Below are 24116 nucleotides of genomic sequence, written 5' to 3'. Positions count from 1 at the left end.
TCTGTCGGTTTGGGGTCGATCAGATTGGGCCCGCTCGGACTTATCTTGCTTGGATGGCTCATCCTGAGGCCGTTCGGCCCGGGACTGCTCAGGCATAGAGGCCTCCCTCGCTCTGGGTGCGTCTGGCCGCATGGCGGCGCAGGATCTCGGCAACGGTCATCAAAACGAAAGAGGCAACCAGCAGCAGCGTGCCCAGCGCCAACACACCCGGCAGCTTGGCGGCAAAGCGCAACTGGCCCCAGATATAGATCGGCAGCGTCGTCTCGGTGCCGGTCAGGAAGAAAGCGATGACGAACTCGTCGAGCGAGATGGTGAAGCAGACCAGGAGGCTGGAAATGATCGCCGGCGCCACCATCGGCAGCGTCACCCGCCGGAAGGTGCCGAAGGCACTCTCGCCGAGATCGGCGGAGGCTTCTTCGAGGCTGCGGTCGAAGCCTTCGAAACCGGCGGTCAGCACCGTCATCGAATAGGGAATGCAGATCAGGACATGGCCGAGTACGACGGTGAACAGCGAAAGGCTTAAGCCCAGTTGCAGCATGACCAGCAGCATGGAGATGGCGAGGATGATTTCCGGCAGCACCAGCGGCGCCATGATCAGGCCATTGATTGTGCGGCGGCCGGGATAGCGGTAGCGGGTGATCGAGCGGGCGGCGAGGATGCCGAGCAGCGTCGCCAGCACCGATGCCGAGATACCGACGATCAGGCTGTTCCAGGCGGCGTCAAGCAGCGCCGGCGTCTTCGGCAGGTCTTGGTACCATTTCAGCGTATAGCCGGTGAGAGGAAATTTTGGCGTCGGCGCGGTGTTGATCGAGAAGATCGGCAGGAAGATCACCGGCAGATAGAGAAAGACGACGTAGAGGAAGGCGTAGGCGGACAGCCAGCCGCCGGGAAAAAGGCGCCGCCTCGCCGTCATCGCGCCAGCCTCTGCAGCGCGCGGATGATGAGCACGGTGGCGCCCGCCATCAGCGTCACGACCAGCATGGTGGTCACGGACAATGCCGCGCCGAGTGGCCAGTTGGAGGCCTTATGGAACTGCGACTCGATGGCATTGGCGATCATCACGCCATCCTTGCCGCCGACCAGCCTTGGGGTGACGTAGTCGCCGACGGTGGGGATCATGACGATGAGAGCGGCCGAGATGACGCCCGGCGCCGACAGCGGCAGCGTCACGCGCAGGAAGGAGCGCAGCGGGCCGTCGCCAAGATCGGTGGCAGCCTCGACCAAGGTGCGGTCGACCTTCTCGAGCGAAACGAAGATCGGCAGGATGGCGAAGGCCGCCCAGGCGTGTGTGAGCGTGATGATGACGGCGCTGGAATTGTAGAGTAGCGCGGTCGATGGTTCGTCGATGATGCCGAGGCCCATCAGGCCGGAATTCAGCACGCCATTATAGCCGAGGATGACTTTCCATGACATCACGCGCAGGAGATAGCTGGTCCAGAACGGGATGGTAATCAGGAACAGCCACAGGCTCTTGTGGCGACCGCCATGGAACGAGATGAAATAGGCGATCGGATAGGCGAGGATGACGGTGAAAAAGCTCACCGTCAGGGAAATGTAGAGCGAGCGCCACAGAAGATCGCGGTAGATCGGCTCGGTCAGCGCGATGCGATAATTCTCCAGCGTGAATGTATGGTCGATGGTGAGGTAGTTCTGCGTCCAGAAGGAGTGGGCGAAGACCACCAGGATCGGCACCAGCAGCAGGATCAAAGCGTAGACCAAGGTCGGGCTGATCAGGGCAAGGCCCTGGACGGATTCGGACTGCAGAAGGGCGTTTCGCCTTGCTCGCGTCATGCGTCGCGTGGGCACCCCTTCGGCAGCTACCGTCATTGCAGCGACCCGGGCGTGATCTCGGTTGCTGGCTCGAACTGTTCCGCCATGATGCTTCCATTGACCGGGCCGGCTGCCTGTTCCCAATTTTTGCGGAGCGCGCTTTGCTGGTTGCGCTCCAAGCTTGCCGGCTTTCTTTCATCATGAGCGCATCCGTGCATTGAAATCAAGCGCTATTTCTGTAATATTGATTGAACGAACATTCAAAATGAAGTGAAGAAAGCCGGCTTTCCTGCCCTTGGCGCTTCGCTTTGTGTCCGGTGAAATTACGCTCAGACGATGCGAGGCAATGATGGCGGCTGCAAGAGACCTAAGAGCGATGGAAATGGCTGACGGTGGCGATGCGGTCGAGCTGGCCAAGCGCCATCTCATCCAGCCCTGGCCTTATGCCGGCTCGGTCGGCAATGAAGCGCGTGCGCTGATTGGCGAGGGCGATGGCATCTACATCACCGATGTAACAGGCAAGCGACTGATCGACGGGCCGGCCGGCATGTGGTGCATCAATGTCGGCCACCGCCGCGAGGAGCTGGCCAGGGTGATGTACGACCAGGCGATGATGCTGTCCTACAACACGCCCTGGTATACGATGAATGCGCCGTCGGCCGAGCTCGCCAAGCGCCTCGCCGATCATGCGCCGGGCGATCTCAGCCATACTTTCTTCACCACCGGCGGATCGTCGGCTGTCGAGACGGCACTGCGCTTCATGCAGTTCTACAACAATGTGCGCGGGCGGCCGGAAAAGAAGCTGATCCTCAGCCGCGGCGGCGCCTATCACGGCTCGACCTATCTGTCGGCCTCGCTCAACGGCCGGCCGCGCGACCGCGACTGGATGGACGGCGCCGACGATCTGGTCGTCAAACTGTCCTCGCCAGACCCGTTCCGGCGGCAGAAAGGCATTGACATCGCCGCCTTCTGCGATTTCCTGGTCGATCAGTTTCGCGATACGGTCGCCCGCGTCGGCGCAGAGAAGATCGGAGCTTTCGTCGGCGAACCGGTGCAGGCATCCGGCGGCGTCGTCGTGCCGCCGGATGGCTATCTCAAGCGCATTCGCGAAATCTGCAGGGACAACGACATCCTCTATATCTCCGATGAGGTGGTGACCGGCTTCGGGCGGCTCGGCCATGTCTTTGCCTCCGGCGACGTGTTCGGTATCGACCCCGACATGATCACCTTCGCGAAGGGCGTTACATCAGGCTATTTCCCGCTTGGCGGCGTCACCATCTCGGAGCGGCTGCTTCAGGAAATGCGCCGTTCCAACCATCCCGATGCGATGTTCGGCCATGGCCTGACCTATACCAGTCATCCCATCGGCTGCGCGGTGGCGCTGAAGAACCTCGATATCCTGGAAGACAGCGTGCTGGCCCACACGCGCGATGTCGCGCCCTATTTCCAGGCGCAGTTGAAGACGCTGGAGGAACTGCCGCTGGTTGGCGAAGTCCGCGGCATGGGCCTGATGGGCTGCGTCGAGTGCGTAGCCGACCGCGAAAGCAAGGATCCGCTGCAGCTCGACAAGGATGTCGGCAAGCGCATCGACGCGCATTGCCACGAACTCGGCCTCCTGGTCCGGCCGCTGATCAACATGTGCGTGATGTCGCCGCCGCTGATCATCACGCGAGAGCAGATCGACGACATGGTGGCGATCCTGCGCGAAGGCATTTCGCGGACCATGGATGATCTGCGCAAAGAGGGCGTGTGGCAGGGGTGACTGGCAGTTCCGCCCCTACACCTGCGAGCGCATAGCCTCATTGAGGTTCCACATGTCCTTCTCCTCCGGCGCCGTCTCCAAGCCCAGCACCGGGATCTGCTTGCGCAGATGGTCGTGGTGGGTGCGCACACCGTATTCGAGGTCGGAGAGATAAAAACCCTCGAAGGCCTCCGAGATCATGGACTCGTTCGACCACACGGAAAGCTGCACGTCCTCGTTCATGGTATCGCGGTCGATGCGGTAGGCGAGATAGCGGGCGGCCGCCTGTTCCCGGGTCTCGTCGGGGTAGCGGTAGATGGCGCCGCGCAGCAGCGTCTCGCCGGTCGACAGCGGGAACTCCTGATAGAACTGCACCGATTCCGGCATGATCGACAGCGCGTTGTTGGGGAAGATGCCGTAATAGATCCAGGCCCTGCGCAGATGCTCCGGCAGGTGTGAGGCATCGGGCGTGAGCTTGATGTATTCGCGCACGCTCCAGCGCCGGCCGGCATGCGGATTGTAGGTGGCAAACGAGCGCGACACGCCGTTGATGAACGGCTCGTCGAAATAGGTCGAGCCGTAGAGATCCTGCAGCGCCGGATGCGCCATGGCGACGTGGTAGCCTTCATTGTCGACGTCGCGCACCGACTTCCAGTTGACCGGCGTTTTCTGTGTCCAGATGCCCCAGGACGGCACCATCTCGGCCACGTTGTAGTGTGCCATCTCGGCCTCGATCGGCTTCAACAGTTCGGCCACCGAAGGCTGCGGGCCGCCCTTGCGAAAGCGGACAAAGATGAAGCCCATCCATATCTCAAGGTCGAGCGGCATCAGGCCGAATTCGGTCTTGTCGAGCTCGGGGAAGGAGCGCGGCCGGGCGGCGCCGCGCAGCGTGCCGTCGAGATTGTAGACCCAGCCATGGAACGGGCAGACCAGCGCGTTCTTGCAGGTGCCCTGGCTGTCGGCGACGACGCGGCTGCCGCGATGCCGGCACATGTTGTTGAAGGCGCGCACGACGCCGTCCTTGCCGCGCACGATGAGCGCCCGCTCGCCGACCACGTCCATAGTCAGATAGTCGCCGGCATTCGGCACGTCGCAGACATGGCCGGCGATCTGCCAATGGTTGCGGAAGACGTATTCCTTCTCAAGTTCGAGAAGCGCGTCGGAGTGATAACTCCAGCCCGGCAGACCCCGCCGGTCCCAATCATTGGGGATCGCCACGTCACGGAGATGCGGGTTCATAAAAAAGCTCTTCTTTTATTGAATACTCATTCAATAAAACCATATTTTACATTGAAATGCAATGGCTTGTAGAAATCTCAACTTTTCAAGTCGGCACAACAGGACCAGCTGAAAGCCAGAAAATCCCGGAATATCCGGGCGTTAACCGGGGGCGTGAAATAGCTGTCCGGCATGCGGATTTGGCCGTGCCGAGCTTGAAAACACGGCCCGCTCCGAGACGAAAATACCTGGCGTCCGCAAATTCGATCCGCAGTGTGAGCTTGTTCATAGTGCGGCCGACAGGAAGCGGGCTTGGTGCGTTCGCGGCCCGCCTGTCGTCAACATTTGATTGCCCGCATGAAACAGCTTCGCAAACGCATCTTGCCGTCGGCACATGACCGGATCTGTCCGGATATGCCCGAATTTCTTGTTTCAAACCTGTTACGCGGGCAAGCCAAGCGCATCATTCGCCCGTTACCAGGCGCGCTTAGGTTCGTTTCATAAGAAAACGAAGGGAAGCAGCAATGCATACGAAAGTCGAGATCACCAGCGACGAACGACGCGCCAAACTGGCACTGCGTCAGCGCGCCAGCGACCATCCGGTTGCGATGTTCTCCATGCTGGGCGCCTGCGCTCTGGCCGTCATGTTCCTGACACCGGCTTCCGGTCCGGCTTTTGCTTCGCTCAACCCGCCGGCCAATGTCGTCCAGGGCGCGCCGACCACCATCAAGACCGCCCGGCTGCCGGAGCCGGAAATCGATTTTGCCTGCCAGGGCCAGGCCTGGGGCGCCGAGAGCGCGGAGTGCCTGCGCGTCATCGCCGCCCAGTCCGGCGTGCACAAGGCGCGTTCCGTCCGCATGATCGCCAACGCAGCGCCGCTGACCACGACACCCAACGTTTTCTGAACCTCCCGAGCGCTTCCTCCCGCGCTCGTTCTTGGCTCCCGCCGCTTCCCTCGGTCGGGAGCCTCTTTTTTAGGGCCTATCGATACTCGGGTGAGGCCGGCCTGCGCATGGAGGTTCCCTGCGCTTCCGGTGCTCGCGTACTTCAAGTACGCTCCGCTCCGGTTCTCGGGAACCACCATTCTCTACTCGGCCTGACCCGAATCTCGATAGACCCTACGTGGGTGCTTCGGAAAACTTAGCCGGCGGCGGCGACCTGGTCGGCTATTGCCGAGAGTACGCCGCGGACGTCCAGCGTCGAGAACGGCTTTTCCAGGATTTGCGGGCGCTGCGGCGCCGGCAAGGCTTCGATCTCGGCCTTGGCGCCGATCAGGTCGCCGGTTACCAACACGAAGCGTTTGGCCAGCGCCAGGTTGTCGGCGAGCAATTCGCGGTAGATGGCAATGCCGCTGGTGCCGGGCATGCGCAAGTCGGAAAAGACGATGTCTGGCGGCATGTGGCCGGTCAAGGTCGCCGCCGCCGACGTCCAGGCCGGCACGACCCGCGACTTGATACCCATCAGTTCCAGGATGTCGGAGAGGGAGCCGGCGACGTCGGGTTCGTCGTCGATGATCAGCGCATGGCGCAAGCCGCTGGAACGAGCCGGGCTGTCGCCGGCTGCTGCCGCGCCGCCGGTGATTACCGGCAGCTGGACGACGAAGCGCGCGCCACGCGGCAGCACCTCCTCGAACCAGATATTGCCGTTGTGGCGCTCGACGATCGATTTCGAGATCGACAGGCCGATGCCGGTGCCGACGCCGACCGGCTTGGTGGTGAAATAGGATTCGAAGATGCGGCTGCGGATCGCCTCGGGAATGCCCGGTCCGTTGTCCTCGACCGAAAACCCGGGGTTGCCGCGATCGCTGCGGAATGTCCGCACCTTGATCAGGCGGTCGCCGCCGATACCGGCCAGAGCGTGTTGGCTGTTGATCAGGAAATTGGCGGCCACCTGCGTGACGTGGTCGGCATCGGCCATCGCCAGCAGCGGGCCGGGCGCGAAATCGGTGTCGATGATGATGCCGCTCGAGCGTGCGCCATAGGCGGTTACTTCGAGTGCGGCGCGGATCACCTGGTTGAGATCGGTCTCGGCCTGCGCCGCCGGATGCAGGCGCACCATCGACAGGAAGCTTTTGACGATGCGGCCGCAGCGCTCGGCAGCGGCGCGCACTTTCTCGGCGCGAACCTTGGTCTGCGGGTCGGTGGCGAATTCATGCAGCAGCGTCGACTGCGCAACGACCACGGCGAGCGGGTTGTTGAGCTCGTGCGAAACACCGGCCAGCAGTGAACCCATCGCCGCCATCTTCTCGTTCTGGTGCAGTTTTTCGCGCTGGCGGTTGATCTCTTCTTCGGCGCGCAGCTTATCGCGCAGATCGCGGATCGAACCGAAGATGAGCTGACGGTCAGCCACCCGCATCTCGGTCGCCGTCAATTCGATGGGAAACACCTCGCCGGCCGCATTCTGTGTCACGGTCTCAAGCCGTTGGCCAACCATCGGCGCGCCGCGGCCAGACATGTATTCGGCGCCCGAGACATAGCCCTTGCGGTAATATTCCGGCACCACGGTATCGAGCAGGTCCTTGCCGAGGATGTCGCTGCGCTGATAGCCGAACATCTTTTCGGCGGCCGGATTGAATTCGATGATCGAGCCGGTCTCGTCGATGACGATGATGGCGTCGAGCGACGCCTGCAGCATGGTGCGGCGGATGACTTCGCTGGCATGGGCGTCGGACGGCGAGTGCTCGATGGCGTCGCCGATGGCGAGCGCGATGATGTGCATCGTCGCCTCTTCCTCTTCGGTCCATTCGCGCTCGTTTAGGCAGTCATTGACCGCGAACGTGCCCCACAGATGACCGTGCGCGAACACCGATACCGACAGGAACGACTTGATGTGCTGCTTTTCGAAATCGGCCCTGAGGAACCCGTCGAGATCGCGCGTATGGCCGGCGAAGATCTTGCCTTGCCGCTCGTCCTCTCCAATCCGCTCCAGCAGCGGATCGGTATCGACGATCGACTGCATGATCACCGTCGGCGAAGCCAGTTCGCCGCCGAAGCGAGGATCGATCCAGTAGGCGGCGACCGATTGGGCGAAGCCCTGGCCGGGCAATTCGCGCAGCCTGAACAGGATGCCGCGCTGGCAATTCATGGCGCTGCAGAGCGTTTCGAGGATGGTTTCCATCTCGCGCTGCCAGTCGCCGGCATCGCGCAACCGGCGGACGACGCGCACAGCCGCCATCGCGGCGCTCTGGCGAGCGCCTTGCGGGTCCATACGTGGTGCTGGTTCAGCGGTCATGTCAGCCATCAGTAAAGGGCCGTCGAATTAGGCAGCTATGGAGCATTTCACGAAAAAGGTGAAACGCTCCATGTTTCAATGCAATCCCGAACGGAAATCGCTACGCACTGTTCCTGGAATTGCTAGAGCGTTTCACCGTTTCACGGAAACGGAGAAGCCTCTATCTCTTTGTTTTTACGCAATTCCGGGCGGAAAACCGCGTACACCTTTCCTGTAATTGCTCTAGTGCCCGTCACCGGTCGGCAGCGAGAAGATATAGCCTTCGCCGCGCACTGTGCGCAAAAATTTCGGATTGGCCGGATCGGTTTCGATCTTCTTGCGCAGCCGCATGATGCGAATGTCGACGGCGCGCGACGATTCAGGATCCTCAACAAAACCAATCGCCTCGGAGATCGCCGATCGCGTCAACAGCCGGTTGGCGCGGGTCAGGAAAACCTCCAGCACATCGAACTCGCTCTTGGCCATGTCGATGACGGCGCCGTTGGCGCCGGTGACAAGCCTGCCGTCGAGGTCGGCCTGGAACGGGCCGAAGGTCAGGCGGCGGCCGCCATCGGCTTGTGTCTTCGCCGCCTGGGGCGGGCTCGGCTGCGGAACGCGGCGCAGCACGCTGCGCACACGAGCCAGCACCTCACGCAACTCGTAGGGCTTGACGATGTAGTCGTCGGCGCCAAGCTCCAGCCCGACAATGCGGTCGAGTGCGGTGCCGGCAGCCGTGGCATAGATGATGCCGACCGGTATTTTCGAGCGCAGCCAGCGGCCGAGCGACAGTCCGTCCTCGCCCGGCATGGCGATGTCGAGAATGGCCAAATGAAACGATTCCGTCTCCAGCAAGGCGCGCGCCTCGGCCGCGCTTCCGGCCTGGGTCACATCGTAGCCGTTGGCGCCGAGATACTCGGCGACCGCGTCCCGGAGATCGGGCTCGTCCTCGACGATGACAATCCGTGCCCGCACTATGGCCTCGCTCCCGCTTTCAGCGGAAAGTAGATTGGGTATAAACATGATGTCCAGCACTCATATCCGGTTGCGGGGGAACGGGAAGAAAAACATGGCTGCACGATCCGTCATCGCGCTGGTTTCCGTCGCCGATGTGGTGGCCGGCGATCTTGCCGATCATCTCGACCGGCGCGGCCATGACGTGCGCGAGGCGCGGCAGCCCTGGGAAGCTGAATCCCTGCTTTCGGCCGGAGGCATCGATATCGTCATCGTCGGCGACAGCCTCAGCCAGGCGGAAGGGCGGGACCTGCTCAGGCGTTATGGCGGCGGCCAGAGCGCGGACGGGAAGGCGGGGCCGGATTTCATCCTGATCTGCCGGCCGGCCGATCTGGTCGACAAGGTGCTGGCGCTCGAGCTTGGCGCCGCAGATGTCGTCGAAAGTCCGCTCAATGTCAGGGAGCTTGCCGCGCGCATCGGCGGCCTGCTGACGCGGCGCGGCAGGTCCGCCCAGGAACTGATCGTGCTGGAAAATGCCACCGTCGATTTGCGGTCGGCCATCGTCATGCACCGTTCGGGTACGGAAGAACAGCTGTCGCCGGGCCAGGTGGCGCTGCTCAGGCTGTTTCTGGCCAGCCCGCGCAAGGTGCTGACGCGCGACGACATCATTGCGGCGGCGCCCGCCGAAAATGCCGATGCCTTCGACCGCTCGATCGATTCGCGCATCGTGCGGCTGCGCCGCAAGCTCGACACCGAAACCATCACAACTATACGCGGCGCAGGCTACCGGTTCGACCCGCCGACGCAGCGCGCCGACTGAGGGTCGGGAGGCTGGATTGTTCCTCGGCTCGCCCAAAAAAGCTGCGCAATCTCGGGCGCCATGCATAGGCGTCAGCGCACCACCAGAAGCGATGGTCCCGACGGCAATTCGCTGGCGACTACGATTTCGCTGGCGGCATGCGCGCGGTCCTTCAGGAGAACCGTGGCGAGACCGGCAAAGCCGAGCAGGCCTTGTGCATAGAGCAGTACCGAAAGCACGGAGGCTGCAGATTTCGTCTTCATCGGTGTCCCCAAAAATCAGAACCGCGGGTGCTTCAGGATAAACCCGAAGTGCCCGCGTCGCCCACGGAGCCCCCCGTTGCGACGCGGGCCTTCGGTCCTCTCGGCAGCAAGTTGCCGGAGGGGCCGCGCATCCACTTCAACCCGAGGCCGACCCGCCAGAGGGCCCTGAGACGGTTGATGCGCAGACTGGAGACAATCCAGACCAAGGCTATGAACAGCGCGGCATGCAGCGTCGAAATCTCACCCGAATTCATCACCGCCAGTTTCGTCATCGGGGTGCCGGCTACTGTGCCGATGCCGCCGACGACAAATGCGGCGATGCTTATCCTGAAGAGCCAGGACAGGGTGGTCGATTTGATGCTCATTTTCGTTGGCGCCGGCTGTTCTCGTTGGGATGACTGTGCCGCGAGCCTGTAACCAGATCATGCCGCCCAGGCCGCGCTTTGTTGCAAGTCGGTTTCGAGCGAAGCCAAACTTCTTTCATATAAAGAGATCAGCACTTTCGTTTGGCGGCCCGGTCGTGATCGGGAATGCGCAGCACAGGCGGAGCACGCTTCCCTTGTCCACCTTGCTTGTTAACCAGAGGAAACAGATTCGATACACAAACGAGCCTCAGCGAAGTCAGTCTGAAACATGGCGCGGGGATAAGGCGGCCACCGAATTGACGCCGGCACGACCGGCAAAGGGGAGCCATCATGTACAAAGCCATTTCCGCCAAACTCATCAATGTCACCGCCGCAGCCGGCGGCGCCGCGCTTCTGCTTGGCGCCGCCAACAGCACCGCCCATGCCGCGGCAAACCAGATCGTCGCGCGTGTTTCGCTGTCGCAGCAGACCATGGAAGTGCTGGTCGATGGCAGGCCGACTTTCGCCTGGAAGGTCTCGACCGGCGACAGTGCGCATGTCACGCCGACCGGCTCGTTCAAGCCGACTCGCATGCACGAGATGTGGCATTCGAAGAAATACGACAACGCGCCGATGCCGCATTCGGTCTTCTTCAGCGGCGGCTACGCCGTGCATGCGACCAACGCCATCAAGCGGCTGGGACGGCCGGCGTCGCATGGCTGCGTGCGGCTGCATCCCGACAATGCCGCCGACTTCTACCAGTTGGTCGAAACCTTCGGCCCGACCAACACCAGCATCGTCATCGTCAAGTAGCAGACTGCGTTTGGAGCGATGGTGCAGCGCAGCCGGACAGGTCATGCCGCACCGCAAGTTCCCGCCTTGGAGCTCCATCGGGGCTTCGCGGTAAATCAATCCAGTCAAAAAAAGAGGCCGGAAATTTCCGGCCTCTTTTCGTTTGTTCGCTGACGCCGTTCGCGCTCAGTCCGCGTGCACCGGCATCAGCTTCGGGTCTGGCTTTTCGGCGTGGTGCGGCAGGTCCTTGCTGGCGATGAAGGTGTAGAACATCGGCACCACGAACAGGGTGAACATGGTTCCGACCAGGATGCCGGTGAAGATCACGAGGCCCATCGAATAGCGCGCCGCCGCACCAGCACCACTGGACACGATCAGCGGCACGACGCCGAGCGCCATCGCCGCTGTCGTCATCAGGATCGGCCGCAAGCGCACCTTGGCCGAGGCGACGATCGCATCGCGCCGCCTCATGCCATGCAGCTCGCGCTGCTGGTTGGCGAACTCGACCAGAAGAATGCCATGCTTGGTGATCAGACCTATCAGTGTGATCAGGCCGACCTGCGTGTAGATATTGAGCGTTCCAAGCCCCAGATTGAGCGGCACGATGGCGCCAAAGATCGACAGTGGCACCGCCATCATGATGATCAGCGGGTCGCGGAAGCTTTCGAACTGCGCCGCCAGCACCAGATAGATGACGATTACGGCGGCTGCGAACGCGATAAGGATCGTGTTGCCCTGCTCCTTCTCCTGCCGGGACTGGCCGGAATAATCGATGAAGAAGGTATCGGGCAGGCTCTCCTTGGCAAGGTTCTCCAGGGTCTGCAGCCCGTCGCCCGTGGTGACGCCGGGAAGCGGCAGCGCTGATATCGTCGCCGAGTTCAGCTGGTTGAACTGCTCGATCGCGGCCGGCGCGGCGTTGGTCGAAATCTTCACCACCGCTGAAAGCGGCACCATTTCGCCGGTCACGCTACGCACGAAATATTCGCCGAGCTTCTCGGGATTGTCGCGGAATTCCTTCGGCACCTGCGGGATGATGTCGTAGCTGTTGGAGTCGCGGTCGAACTGAGCCACTTCGGCGCCGCCGACCAGCAGCGTCAGCGTCTGGCCGATGTCGGCGATCGGCAGGTTGAGAGCCGCCGCGCGGTCGCGGTCGATGGTCACCGTCACCTGCGGAGCGTCAAAGGACATCGAGTTTTGCACGACGATGAAGCGGCCGGAGGCCTGCGCCTTGTTCTTAATCTGCTCGGCCGCCTCGTAGACCTCGGCGGAACCACCGGTCGAGCGCACCACCATGGAGATCGGCAGGCCGCCGCCGGAGCCCGGCAGCGTCGGCGGCGCGAAGACGAAGGCCTCGACGCCGGCCACCTTGCCGAGGCGTCCCTGGATATCGGCTTGAAGCTCCTTTGAGTTGCGCTGGCGCTCGGCCCAATCCTTGAAGGCGAAGCCGACAAAGGCGCCGTTGGTGGCGCCGCCAAAGGCAACGGCGGAGAATTGCGCCCTGGTTTCGGGAATGTCCTTCACCAGGCCGAGGATCTGGTTGACGTAGGTCTCGGTGTAGTCCGAGGTCGCGTAGCGCGGTGCCGTCACGATAGACAAGAGGAAGCCCTGGTCCTCTTCCGGCGCCAGTTCGCTCGAGGTCTTGGTGAACATGAAGCCGGTGAGCGCAACCAGCGCCACGACCATCAGCAGCGTCACCGGTCGATTTCTCAAGGAGGCGGTGACCGCCCGCTCATAGACATGCTCGACACGGCTGAAGGTTCCGTCGACGACGCGCTGGAAGCGACTGTGCGATCCCGCCTTGAGCAGACGCGCCGCCATCATCGGCGTGATGGTGACGGCTATGAGGCCGGACAGCACCACCGAACCGGCGAGCGTCACCGCGAACTCGCGGAACAGCGCGCCGGTCAGGCCGCCGGTGAAGGCCAGCGGCGCGAACACGGCGGCGAGCGTGATGGTCATGGCCACGATGGCGGAGAAAATCTCGCGCATGCCGTTGAAGGCCGCCTGCATCGGCGACATGTGGTCCTCCTCCATGTGGCGATGAATGTTCTCCACCACCACGATAGCGTCGTCGACGACAAGGCCGATGGCCAGCACCATGGCCAGCAGCGACAGAAGGTTGATCGAATAGCCGACCGCAAACAAAAGGAAGCAGACGCCGACCAGCGACAGCGGGATGGTCACGATCGGCATCATCACCGAGCGGAATGAGCCGAGGAACAACAGGATGACCACGACGACGATGGCGACGGCTTCGGCGATGGTCTTGAACACTTCATCGATCGAGGCGCTGATCTGTTCGGTGGAATCGTAGACGATTTCGATGGTCATGCCTTTCGGCAGCGTCTCTTGAATCAAAGGCACGATCTTGTGGATCGCCTCCGCCGTTGTCAGCGGGTTGGCGGCCGGCGTCGGGAAAATGGCGAGGAAGGTGCCGGGCTTGCCATTGAAGCTCACCCTCGTGTCGGTGCTCTCGGCGGCAAGCTCGACTCGCGCCACGTCGCGCAAGCGCACCACCTGGCCGTCCGTCGAGCGCAGCGGAAGCTCGGCAAAGGCCTCAGGCGTCTGCAGCGTCGAGCGAACCGTGATCGAGGAGACGACATATTCGTTCTCGGTGTTGCCGGGCGCCGACAGGAAGTTGGAGTTGTTGATCGCCGCCAGCACTTCGGCGGCGGTGACGCCACGCGCAGCAAGCTTGACCGGGTCGATCCAGACCCGCATCGAATATTCCTCGGCGCCGAAGATCTGCACGTCGGCGACACCTTCGACCGTCGACATGCGGGGCCGCACGACGCGCTCGATATATTCGGTGAGCTGCTCCTTGCTCATGTTCGGATTCTGCATCGAGATGTACATCATCGCGAACTCTTGGCCGGTGCCCTTGACGATGACCGGGTCCTTGGATGCATCCGGCAAGGTGCCGCGTACGCCCTGCACCTTCGACAGGACCTCGGTGAGCGCGACATCCGGATTGGAGCCGAGCTTCATCTGGACGACCACAGTGCTCGAAGACGGCCGGCTGGACGAGGTGACGTAGTCGATGTTCTCGGTCGAGGCGACGGCCCGCGCGATCGGGGCGGAGATAAAGCCCTGGATCAGGTCGGCGCTGGCGCCGGGATAGGCGGTGGTGATGGTGATCGCCGTCTCGTCAACCTTGGGATACTGCCGGATCGACAGGTTGAAGATGCCCTGGAAACCCAGGAGCAGGATCATGCAGGCGAGGACGGTGGAGAGGACCGGCCGGCGAATGAAGATGTCGGAAAAGTTCATTGCTGAGCCTGCTGGTTCGCCGACTTGCTGGGGTCAATGGTGTTGTCGACAGCGACGGACATGCCGTTGAAGAGACGGTTCTGACCGGCGGTGACGACCTCGTCACCGGCCTTGATGCCCTCGATGATCTCGACCATGCCGTCGTTGCGGCGGCCGGGCTTCACGAACACCTGCGACAGCACGAGCGCCGGCTTTTCCGGTTCTGCCGCGGGCTTCGCGGGGTCGACAGCCGGCTTGTCCGCGGGCTTCGCCGCGGCGTCTTCGGCAGCCGGTTTCGCGTCTGCCGGCTTTGCATCTGCCGCCGGCTTTGCTGCGTCGGCCCCCGCGGCAGGCTTTTCCTCGGGTTTCGCGGCTGGGGCGCCTTCCGCCGGCTTCGCCGGAACGACGACGAAGACGAAGTCGCCATAGAGGCTCGACGTCAATGCCGTCTGCGGCAAGGACAGAATGTTTTTCTCCTGCGGCAGCTCGACGCGAACCTGGACGAACTGGCCGGGCGTCAGCTTGCCGTCAGGGTTGGCGACCTCGCCGCGGACGGACACCAGGCGGCTTGAAGCGTCGATCTTGGGATCGATGCCGCGAATGGAGCCGGCAAACGGCATGTCGGCGCCGCCGCCGGTGCCGCCGAGGCCGAGCCGCACCGCCTGGCCTATCTTGAGCAGCGGCAGCTGCTGTTCGGGTACCGAGAAATCGACCCGCATGGTGTCCAGATCCTGCAAGGTCACCACTGCGTTGCCGGGCGAGAGATATTGGCCGAGGTCGATCTTGGGGATGCCCACGGTGCCGGCGAACGGCGCCGTCAGCTGCTTCTGATCGAGCACGGCCTGCAGCTTGTTGACCTGCGCGGCGGAGGCCGATGCAGCGGCTTGAGCGGTGTCGAGCGTGGCATCCGTTCCGACGCCGCGCCGCTGCAGCTCCAGCGCGCGTTCGAGCGCCGTCTTGTCGGACACGGACTGCGCCTTGGCCGCGACCAGATCCGCGCGTTCGACGGCATCGTCGAGCTGCAGCAGGACCGAATCGACCGGCACCTTCTGGTTGGCATGGAAAAGGATGTCCTTGACGATGCCGCTGGTCTCGACGGTAAGGTCGACACCGCGCACGGCGCGTACCGTGCCGATCGCCTCGACCCCCGGCGTCCAGTCGGAAGGCTTGACGACAACCGTCGACACGGTCGTCGCCGGCGGCTTCATGGTGGCGAAATACTGTTTGATAGCGTTGTCGCGGAACAGGTTGAAGCCGACAACGCCGACGCACACCAGAGCGAGCAGAAGCAGAATTGCGGTGATAGAGATGAAGCGCTTCACGAACTGTCCCCTCGGCCGATGTCCGGCAAAATAGCCGAATAGCGGGACACTTATCGACGCCAGGTCCCGATTACAAATGACGGCGAACTTACTGTACCGTCTGGACGGTCTTGTCAATTCCGCCTAGGCTGGTGCGGGGGAAGGGATCGATGAAGACCCAAAGGGCAAATTCGCGCGACAAGATACTCGCCGCCGCCGCCGATGTCGCACGCGAGACCGGTCCCGGCAGCCTGTCGCTTGACGCCGTCGCCAGCCGCGCCGGCGTGTCGAAAGGCGGCCTGTTATATAACTTTCCGACCAAGGCCAAACTGATGCAGGGCCTGGTGGAGAATTACCTGCGCGCCTTCGAACTGGCGCTGGAATCGGGCCGTGTCGCCGGCGCCAGCGGCGAGAGCCTGCTCGCCACCTATATCCGGCTCTCGGCGGATGATTGCGAGGAGCCGAAGCCGACGGCTTCGTGGATATTCTCGGCGATCGCCGAGGATCCGGATTTCCTGACGCCGATAAAAGCCTTCAAGTCGCAGCTGCTGCAGCGGCTGAAGAGCGAGACGCCGGACCTGAAGACGCTGCTGGTCTGCTTTCTGGCCATCGAAGGGCTGCGCAGCATGAACCTCTTCGATTCCGACGTGCTTTCCGCCGACGAACGCCGCTTGCTGGTATCGGCCCTGCTGGAGATTGCGGGATAGCTCAAGGCGTCGGATCGAAGAAGCGATACGGGCCGGGCGGAAAGGACGGTTGGTGAGCGGCATGGCATAGGCACGCATCACGACATCGGCGATTTCAAGCTACAGCCCCCTGATTCGTTGGATCAATGGTTCAGGAATGACTGCGCGAATGCGCGGCCGACTATGTTGCGCCGCACCATAACACTGCCGTGTCAGCCTTGACGTGTCAGCCTTGAGACGGCGCTCGGCGAGGCCGGCAAAGCGCGTTTTAGTGCTGTAACAGCGCCGACATATGGTTATGGCGTTGTCATGTTGCGGCGCACAAACTATGTGCCTTTGTAGTCCCTCCCAACAGTCGCGAGATCTCCATGGGTTCCCTTTCTTCGAAGAATGCGCTCGTCACCGGATCGACCAGCGGCATTGGCCTGGCCATTGCCCGCGCCCTTGCCGCCGAGGGCGCCAACGTCACGATCAACGGCCTTGGCGAAGCCGCGGCGATCGAACAGGAGCGCGCCGGCATCGAGAAGGATTTCGGCGTCCAGTGCCGCTACTCCGGCGCCAACATGATGGACGGCGCAGCGGTGACCGCCATGGTGCGCGAAGCCGAGCAGGCCTTGGGCAGCCTCGACATTCTGGTCAACAATGCCGGGATACAGCATGTCGCGCCAATCGAGGAGTTTCCCGACGACAAGTGGGAAGCCATCATCCGCATCAATCTGCTTGCCGCCTTTTACGCGATCAAGGCCGTGGTGCCCGGCATGAAGGCGCGCAAATGGGGCCGCATCATCAACACCGCGTCGGCGCATGCACTGGTCGCCTCGCCGTTCAAGTCGGCTTACGTCTCGGCCAAGCACGGCATAGCGGGTCTGACCAAGACGGTAGCGCTGGAAGTCGCGCAGGACGGCATCACCGTCAACGCCATCGCGCCCGGCTATGTCTGGACGTCACTGGTCGAAAGGCAGATCCCCGACACGATGAAGGCGCGCGGCATGACCGAGGAACAGGTCAAGCGCGACGTGCTCCTGGCGGCACAGCCGACGAAGCAATTCGTCACCGTGGAGGAGCTCGCCGCGCTGACGCTGTTTCTGTGCTCGGACTCGGCCAGGCAGATTACCGGCACGACTTTGCCGATGGATGGCGGCTGGACGGCGCAGTAGGCGCGGTCCCCGAGATCAACTCGCCACCACAGACTGCAGATTGACTCATCCCCCCGGGGAGGATAGTCGACTCGCATGACAGACAATACGCATCGGTCGCATCCCGCTATCGTGAAGCGTCTAAAGCGCGCGCAAGGCCACCTTGCGGCAGTGCTCTCCATGTTCGAAGCTCATCGTTCCTGTGTTGACCTCGCACAGCAACTCCATGCCGTGGAAAGCGCCATAAGCAGCGCCAAGCGCGAACTGATCCACGATCATATCGAACATTGCCTGACCGACACCGCCGAGGGCGGAGCGCACGACTCGCTGACTGAACTCAAGCAGCTGGCCAAGTATCTATGAGCGGTCTCGGCAGGCGCACTCTCGACTGGTTCGGTTTCGGTTCGCATGATCATTCTGGCCACGATCATGACCACCACGGTCCGCATGGCCATACACACGGCGTCATCGATGCAACCATCGCGACGACCGATCGAGGCATCTGGGCTATAAAGTGGTCCTTTGTCATCCTGGCGGTCACCGCAGCAATGCAGATGGTCGTGGTGGTTCTCTCGGGAAGCGTAGCCCTTCTTGCCGACACCATTCACAATATTGGAGACGCAACCACTGCCATTCCCTTGTGGGTCGCCTTTATGCTGGCGAGGCGCAAGCCGTCGTCAACCTTCACCTACGGGCTCGGTCGGGTCGAAGACCTTGCCGGTATCATTATCGTGCTGATCATTCTGTTCAGCGCCATCGTCGCCGGGTACCAGGCTATCGAGCGCCTAATCCATCTGCAGGCAGTGACGCATCTCGGTTGGCTGACGACGGCGGGCATCGTCGGCTTCCTCGGCAATGAGGCCGTCGCGGTGTTTCGCATCCGTGTCGGCAGGGAAATCAACAGCGCGGCGCTCGTCGCTGACGGCTACCATGCCCGCACCGACGGTCTCACGAGCCTTGCCGTGGTCATCGGCGCCATCGGCGTGTGGCTCGGATTTCCGCTGGCCGACCCGATCATCGGGCTTCTCATCACGGTCGCCATTTTCGGTATCGTCTGGCAATCGGCGCGCTCAGTGCTCACCCGTATGCTCGACGGCGTCGAGCCGGGTGTGATGGCCGAAATTCATCATGCTGGCGAGCACGTGCCGGGTGCTCACATCATCGATGCCAAGGCCCGCTGGATCGGCCACAAGTTGCACGCCGACATCGCCATCGCCGCAGACGAAACCTTGCCGCTCTCGGAGGCAAACAAGATCACGGCGGCGCTGGAGAATGAATTGTTCGAACACATGCCGGCCCTCGCCGCTGCCAACATCCGTTTTTCGAGCGAATATGGCGCGCACGAGCATCCACACCCTCACGACCACAATCATGGCGAACACCAAAACCAACACTGACGTGCGCAGAAAACCAACCGCGTCTGCTAGTCTAGGCTGATGCTCCAGACGCTCGTCGAATTCCAGCGCACGATCTACCTGGCGCTCGCCGATCAGATAAAACTGCTCTCGGCTGGCGGTGGCTGGCTGGCGTTCCTTGCCTTTCTGCCGATGGGCGTGCTGTTTGGTGCGGCGCATGCCCTGACGCCTGGACATAGCAAAGCCGTCCTGGCCACGTATCTGGCCGGTTCGGACGCGAAGGTTTCGCGCGGTCTCCTGGTGTCGATAACGCTTTCCTTCACGCATGTGACGATCGCGGTGCTGATCGCGGCGTTCTCGTTACCACTGGTATCGATTGCCTTGGGAAGCGTTGGCCGAGCGCCTCTGCTGGAAGACATCAGCCGTGGGTTGCTTGGCCTGATTGGCGTCTGGATGTTGTGGCGCGCAATGAGCCACGGCCACTATCATAAGCACGAGGGCGAAGCCGTTGGGATCATGGCCGGCCTGATCCCATGCCCGCTGACGCTTTTCGTTATGACCTTCGCGATATCCAGAGGCGTTCCGGTTGCCGGCATTCTGTTCGCAACCACCATGATGATCGGCGTGGCCCTGACGCTGTCCAGCGTGGCGGTACTGTCAATCCTGTTTCGGGAACGGCTGGTGCATTTTTTCGACAGCCGGCCACGCTTGTTCGACATAATATCCAGAAGCATCGAAGGTATCGCCGGCTTCATTCTGGCTGGAGTGGCTGTTTGGCAAATTTCTGCGCGCTGAGGACGTTGAAACGAACAGCTAGGTTATGGATTGACAAGCACGAAGGATCGATCCAGCATCATGGCAAGGGGTTCCTTCGCGACGACCCCGTGAGGCGCCAGCCCAAAGATCGCGTCCAAACTCTCACTTCTGGAGGTGGACGCCATGCCGTCAACAACCGCAATCACCGTAGCGCAACTTTCCCGGATTATCGGCCTGCCCGACGCACCTGTTCTTGTCGATGTCCGCATCGACGAGGACTATGATACCGATCCGCGGCTGCTGCCGGCCTCATGCCGGCGCGATTTCAAGACCGTCTCTACCTGGGCGGCCGAGTTCACCGGAGCTCATGTGATCGTTATTTGCCAGAGAGGGCAGAAGCTTTCGCAAGGCGTCGCTGCATGGCTGCGCCATGACGGTGTCACAGCTGAATCGCTCGAAGGCGGCTTCGAGGCCTGGCTGGCGGCAAAGGGACTTCTGGTCAAGGCCGACAAGATACCGCGCCGCGACGATAAGGGCCGCACGGTCTGGGTGACGCGCGCGCGCCCCAAGGTCGATCGCATCGCCTGCCCCTGGCTGATCCGTCGTTTCATCGATCCTTCGGCGGTGTTCCTGTTCGTCGAACCGGCCGAAGTGCTGGCTGCCGCCGATCGTTTCGCTGCGATCCCCTTCGACATCGACGATGTGTTCTGGAGCCATCGCGGCGAGCGCTGCACCTTCGACACCATGATCGAGGAGTTCGAGTTGCGGTCCGAGGCGCTCGATCGTCTTGCTTTGATCGTGCGTGCAGCCGACACGGCGCGCCTCGATCTGATACCGCAGGCGGCAGGGTTCCTCGCGGCATCGCTCGGCCTGTCACGGATGTTTCGCGACGATCTCGAACAGCTTGAGGCAGGCATGTTGCTCTATGACGCGTTTTTCAGGTGGTGCCGCGATGCCACCGACGAAACCCACAACTGGCCGAGCGGGGGCAAAGCGACATGAACGCTTTTGCCGCCGACGACAGTCCGCTCGCTGCACCAGCCACGCCAACCTTTCGCCAAGCCGCGAAACTGTGGGCCAGGATCGGCCTGCTCTCCTTCGGCGGGCCGGCCGGCCAGATCGCGCTGATGCACAAGGAACTGGTCGAGGAGCGCCGCTGGATCGGCGAGCAGCGGTTCCTGCATGCGCTCAACTACTGCATGCTTTTGCCCGGCCCCGAGGCGCAGCAACTGGCGATCTATATCGGCTGGCTGCTGCACCGAACCGCCGGCGGCCTCGTTGCCGGCATCCTGTTCGTGCTGCCCGGTGCGCTTGTCATGCTGGGCCTCAGCGTCTTCTACGTGCTTTACAATGATGCGCCCGTCATCGAGGCGCTGTTCTTCGGCATCAAGGCGGCGGTGCTGGCCGTCGTCGTCGAGGCGGTCCTCCGCATCGGCAAACGGGCGGTCAAGAACCGGGTGATGATGGCGATCGCGGTGGCCGCGTTCCTTGCCATCTATGTCGTCAGGCTGCCGTTTCCGCTGATCATCCTGGTTGCAGGGCTGACCGGCTGGATCGGCAACCGCTTGGCACCGGCGCGTTTTTCCGGAGCCGCACGCGGCAAGGACAATTTGCCCGATGTCAGGGGCGCCGTCGACGTCATGTTCGAACGCGGCGACCTCGCTCACACCAAGCCGACGAAATGGCACGCGCCGCGCACCATCGCGATCTGGCTGCCGATCTGGCTCGGGCCGGTCGTACTGATCCTGGCGCTGACCGGCCCTGCCAGTGTTTGGGCACAGCTTGGCGGCTTCTTCAGCCTGATGGCGGTGGTCACATTCGGCGGCGCCTACGCTGCGCTCTCCTATGTCGCGCAGGCAGCGGTGACCTCGTTCGGCTGGCTGGCGCCGGGTGAAATGGTCGATGGGCTTGGTCTGGCCGAGACGACGCCGGGACCATTGATCCTGGTGCTGCAGTTCGTCGGCTTCGTCGCCGCCTATCGTCACGCCGGTGCGATGGGACCGCTTGTGGCCGGATCGCTCGGCGCATTGCTGACGCTCTGGGTGACGTTCGTGCCGTGCTTCTTCTGGATCTTTCTGGGTGCCCCCTACATCGAGGCGCTGCGCGGCAACAAGGCGCTGTCGGCGGCGCTGAGTGCGATCACGGCGGCTGTGGTCGGCGTGGTGATGAACCTTGCGCTGTGGTTCGCACTGCATGTCGTCTTCGGCGCGTTGCACCGTTTTGGTCTTGGGATGGAGCTACCGGTGCTGTCGTCGCTGGATTGGCGCGCCGCGCTGCTGGCGGCGGCCGCCATGGTCGCCATGCTGAAACTGAGGATCGGCATGCTGCCGACATTGGCCGGCTCGGCGCTGGCCGGACTGGCGCTGCTGGCCTTGCCTGCGTAGCGTCCGAAGGCGCGACCAGCCATTATCACAGCCGGATTTTTGAGGTATGCCGGGCCGGCGCACAACGGTCGCGGGCGCTGGTAGGATCAGCGCTGGCCCCGGAGATACGCTTTACGTCGAACCCGATACCGCCAAGCTGAACCTGCTCGACGCGGAGAGCGGCGCGCTGGCGAACTGATTTGACGAGGTTGGCCGAGCTGTTCAAAGTCGATCCTGGATCGCACAACGGGATATGACATGGTGGATTCCGATCGGATCGACAAGCTGATCGCAGGGGTGCCCCCCGCCTTGGCGCTTCGTGCCGGGCTGGACCTTGGCATCTTCACCTGGCTCGGCGGCGATGCTGCGACTGCCGACAGCCTTGGGGCAGCGCTCAAAGTCGAGCCCGCTCGTCTGTCGCGGCTCCTCTACGCGCTCGCCAGCATCGGTCTCCTCGACGTCGAGGATGGTCAGTTTCGCAACGGAGCCGAAGCGTCGGAGTTTCTTGACGCGTCCAAGCCGACCTATCGCGGCGGCGATCATGTGCTGCTGCGCGAACTCTGGGGAGCCGACCTTTTGACCGCAGAGTCGCTGCGGCAGAATCGGCCGGCCGCGCTGCACGACTTTTCCGAAGCGGGGCCAGAATCCGCAGCGGCCTTCAGCCGCATGCTCGCACCGGGAGGGGTGATTTTCGGCCGAAATCTCGCCCGTGAACTGGACTTCTCGGCGGTCAGTTCGGTGATCGACATCGGCGGCGGCGCCGGGACCATTCTGGTCGGACTTCGCGAGCGATGGCCGCATATTGCGGCGACTTTGATGGAACTCCCGACGGTCGCAGCGGTCGCACCAGCGATCCTGTCGGAATACGGTGCCGGCGATGTGGTTGTCGAAGAAGGCGACATAACGGTCGCTCCATCGACCGGCCGGCATGACTTGGCAATCCTGAAGGCTGTCGTCCAGGTCCTGCCGCCGGACCAGGCGCGCAGTTCGATCCTGAACGCGGCGCGTTGCCTCACCCAAGGAGGCGAGATCGCAATTGCGGGGTGGGGTGTCGTCGATGACGACCGTCTCGGCCCGCCTGAGGGTGTCTTTCTCAATCTCACCTTCCTGAATCTTTACCGCGCAGGCGAATCGTACACGGAAGGTCAGTATCGCGGGTGGATGGCCGGGGCTGGGTTCCGGGATATCTCCAGGTCGCAGCTGACCGACGGCACCACGTTGTTTCGTGGGCGCCTCACGGACTGATCGTGGCTGGAGTGGTTGGTTTCGGGCGTGTGTGGCCCTCAGAGCCAGCCCCGGACGGATTGCACAAAGTTCCTGAGGCGGCGTGAGCCGATCTTTCCCCTTACCGGGCAGCGCGGTGTCCCCTGTCTTCTCGATAGCTTCTTCGCAGAGGGGGCATTTAAATGTCACTTGGTCGACAACAAAGTTCGGGATAGCGGCATATTTCGCATTCGTCGATTGGGGCGGAACCTCCGACAGGATGTTGCGCGGTCGCTGCAACTTGCGCCTAGACTAGCCCGTTCGACTACGTCGAATCGGAATGGAGTTTTTAGACATTCGTTTATCTATTCGTGGTTTCTAATACATATGGCATCCAACGCGTTCACCCGGATTTGGTTTGCTTTGAGCCGCCTAAGGCGCGCCACGAACGGTAACGTTGCCGTCATCGTTGCCTTCACCTTGCCGGTCGTGGTTGGCGGCGCCGGCCTCGGTGTGGAGACATCCTTCTGGTATTACAGCAGCCTTAAGCTGCAGGCCGTTGCCGATGCCGCGGCCTATGCCGGCGCGCTCGAGAAAGTCGCGGGTTCCGATAACCCGACCATCATCGCCGCCGCCACGCAGTCCGCGACCTCGAACAATTTTGCCACGCCGGGCACGATCCAGGTCAACACGCCGCCATTGTCCGGCCCGAACACCGCGAAGAAGGCAGTGGAGGTCATCGTCAAGCAGAACCTCGACCGCTACTTCACGGCGATTTTCAACCAGGCGCCCGTTGCCGAACAGGCAAGGGCGGTGGCGCTGATCAATGACGCCTCCAAAGCTTGCGTGCTGGCGCTCAGTCCGTCGGCCTCCCAGGCTGCGCTCTTTTCCGGTAACACCACCGTCAACCTCACCGGCTGTTCGGTCATGTCGGACTCGATTGCCTCGGACGCCATAAAGACGCAGGGCTCGGCGGTGC

At 62.5% G+C, this 24116-nt stretch carries 22 protein-coding genes; 13 read left to right on the top strand and 9 right to left on the bottom strand.

Features of this window, described 5'->3' with window-relative positions; translation table 11 throughout:
- Positions 1-88: 88 nt before the first annotated feature.
- Entirely contained in the window at positions 89-913 is an 825-nt protein-coding gene (locus NKJ75_RS30975; protein ID WP_023670071.1) for an ABC transporter permease, read from the bottom strand.
- Entirely contained in the window at positions 910-1827 is a 918-nt protein-coding gene (locus NKJ75_RS30970) for an ABC transporter permease (protein WP_023701363.1), read from the bottom strand. The genes NKJ75_RS30975 and NKJ75_RS30970 overlap by 4 nt, the downstream gene beginning before the upstream one ends.
- A gap of 292 nt (positions 1828-2119) precedes the next feature.
- Here NKJ75_RS30970 and NKJ75_RS30965 point away from each other — a divergent pair, with 292 nt between their 5' ends.
- Positions 2120-3532, top strand: a complete 1413-nt coding sequence (locus NKJ75_RS30965) for an aminotransferase (protein WP_352500610.1) — start codon at positions 2120-2122, stop codon at positions 3530-3532.
- Positions 3533-3547: 15 nt separating this feature from the next.
- Here the strand turns inward: NKJ75_RS30965 and NKJ75_RS30960 are convergent, their stop codons facing one another.
- Positions 3548-4750, bottom strand: a complete 1203-nt coding sequence (locus tag NKJ75_RS30960; RefSeq protein ID WP_023696407.1) for an aromatic ring-hydroxylating oxygenase subunit alpha — start codon at positions 4748-4750, stop codon at positions 3548-3550.
- Positions 4751-5253: 503 nt separating this feature from the next.
- Between NKJ75_RS30960 and NKJ75_RS30955 the strand changes: the two genes are divergently transcribed.
- A complete protein-coding gene (locus NKJ75_RS30955) occupies positions 5254-5634 on the top strand; it encodes a hypothetical protein (protein ID WP_352500609.1) in 381 nt (126 codons plus the stop codon).
- 235 nt (positions 5635-5869) lie between these two features.
- On the opposite strand, the gene NKJ75_RS30950 is transcribed toward NKJ75_RS30955, so the two are convergent.
- A complete protein-coding gene (locus NKJ75_RS30950; protein ID WP_023670065.1) occupies positions 5870-7960 on the bottom strand; it encodes a hybrid sensor histidine kinase/response regulator in 2091 nt (696 codons plus the stop codon).
- Between the two features lie 222 nt (positions 7961-8182).
- Positions 8183-8911: a response regulator gene (locus NKJ75_RS30945; protein WP_023670064.1), complete on the bottom strand. Its 729-nt coding sequence runs from the start codon at positions 8909-8911 to the stop codon at positions 8183-8185.
- Positions 8912-9005: 94 nt separating this feature from the next.
- On the opposite strand from NKJ75_RS30945, the gene NKJ75_RS30940 reads away from it, so the two are divergent.
- Complete coding sequence (locus tag NKJ75_RS30940) at positions 9006-9710, top strand: response regulator transcription factor (protein WP_023670063.1); 705 nt, start codon at positions 9006-9008, stop codon at positions 9708-9710.
- Positions 9711-9781: 71 nt separating this feature from the next.
- Here NKJ75_RS30940 and NKJ75_RS30935 read toward each other — a convergent pair whose 3' ends face one another.
- Together NKJ75_RS30935 and NKJ75_RS30930 are read right to left on the bottom strand one after the other, a co-directional pair.
- Positions 9782-9952: a hypothetical protein gene (locus tag NKJ75_RS30935; protein ID WP_023670062.1), complete on the bottom strand. Its 171-nt coding sequence runs from the start codon at positions 9950-9952 to the stop codon at positions 9782-9784.
- A gap of 32 nt (positions 9953-9984) precedes the next feature.
- Positions 9985-10317: a hypothetical protein gene (locus tag NKJ75_RS30930; protein ID WP_023670061.1), complete on the bottom strand. Its 333-nt coding sequence runs from the start codon at positions 10315-10317 to the stop codon at positions 9985-9987.
- Positions 10318-10647: 330 nt separating this feature from the next.
- Here NKJ75_RS30930 and NKJ75_RS30925 point away from each other — a divergent pair, with 330 nt between their 5' ends.
- Positions 10648-11109: a L,D-transpeptidase gene (locus NKJ75_RS30925; protein WP_023670060.1), complete on the top strand. Its 462-nt coding sequence runs from the start codon at positions 10648-10650 to the stop codon at positions 11107-11109.
- A gap of 165 nt (positions 11110-11274) precedes the next feature.
- Here NKJ75_RS30925 and NKJ75_RS30920 read toward each other — a convergent pair whose 3' ends face one another.
- Positions 11275-14358, bottom strand: coding sequence for an efflux RND transporter permease subunit (locus NKJ75_RS30920; RefSeq protein WP_023696405.1), 3084 nt, complete (start codon positions 14356-14358; stop codon positions 11275-11277).
- Positions 14355-15659: an efflux RND transporter periplasmic adaptor subunit gene (locus NKJ75_RS30915; RefSeq protein ID WP_023670058.1), complete on the bottom strand. Its 1305-nt coding sequence runs from the start codon at positions 15657-15659 to the stop codon at positions 14355-14357. The genes NKJ75_RS30920 and NKJ75_RS30915 overlap by 4 nt, the downstream gene beginning before the upstream one ends.
- 149 nt (positions 15660-15808) lie before the next feature.
- Between NKJ75_RS30915 and NKJ75_RS30910 the strand changes: the two genes are divergently transcribed.
- From NKJ75_RS30910 to NKJ75_RS30870, 9 genes are all read left to right on the top strand, one after another.
- A complete protein-coding gene (locus NKJ75_RS30910; protein WP_023693712.1) occupies positions 15809-16345 on the top strand; it encodes a TetR/AcrR family transcriptional regulator in 537 nt (178 codons plus the stop codon).
- Between the two features lie 347 nt (positions 16346-16692).
- On the top strand, positions 16693-17481 hold the full coding sequence (locus NKJ75_RS30905; protein WP_023806556.1) for a 3-hydroxybutyrate dehydrogenase: 789 nt from the start codon (positions 16693-16695) through the stop codon (positions 17479-17481).
- 75 nt (positions 17482-17556) lie between these two features.
- Entirely contained in the window at positions 17557-17823 is a 267-nt protein-coding gene (locus tag NKJ75_RS30900) for a metal-sensing transcriptional repressor (RefSeq protein ID WP_023806557.1), read from the top strand.
- Complete coding sequence (locus NKJ75_RS30895; protein ID WP_023806558.1) at positions 17820-18857, top strand: cation diffusion facilitator family transporter; 1038 nt, start codon at positions 17820-17822, stop codon at positions 18855-18857. Before NKJ75_RS30900 ends, NKJ75_RS30895 begins: the two co-directional genes overlap by 4 nt.
- Positions 18858-18896: 39 nt before the next feature.
- Positions 18897-19610 carry a nickel/cobalt transporter gene (locus NKJ75_RS30890; RefSeq protein ID WP_023831991.1) on the top strand — a complete coding sequence of 238 codons (714 nt, stop codon included), beginning with the start codon at positions 18897-18899 and terminating at the stop codon, positions 19608-19610.
- Between the two features lie 144 nt (positions 19611-19754).
- Positions 19755-20573, top strand: coding sequence for a chromate resistance protein ChrB domain-containing protein (locus NKJ75_RS30885; protein ID WP_023806560.1), 819 nt, complete (start codon positions 19755-19757; stop codon positions 20571-20573).
- Positions 20570-21955 (top strand): chromate efflux transporter, encoded by a 1386-nt coding sequence (gene chrA / locus NKJ75_RS30880; RefSeq protein ID WP_352500608.1) that lies wholly within the window; start codon positions 20570-20572, stop codon positions 21953-21955. The genes NKJ75_RS30885 and chrA overlap by 4 nt, the downstream gene beginning before the upstream one ends.
- 237 nt (positions 21956-22192) lie before the next feature.
- On the top strand, positions 22193-23179 hold the full coding sequence (locus NKJ75_RS30875) for a methyltransferase (protein ID WP_023727273.1): 987 nt from the start codon (positions 22193-22195) through the stop codon (positions 23177-23179).
- 381 nt (positions 23180-23560) lie between these two features.
- The coding region (locus tag NKJ75_RS30870) for a pilus assembly protein TadG-related protein (RefSeq protein ID WP_352500607.1) at positions 23561-24116 on the top strand (556 nt) is incomplete at its 3' end.

The sequence above is a fragment of the Mesorhizobium sp. M0058 genome (assembly GCF_040323095.1).
Taxonomy (GTDB): Bacteria; Pseudomonadota; Alphaproteobacteria; order Rhizobiales; family Rhizobiaceae; genus Mesorhizobium.
The sequence above is the reverse complement of the archived record's forward strand: the minus strand, read 5'-3'. Positions and strand labels throughout refer to the sequence as shown.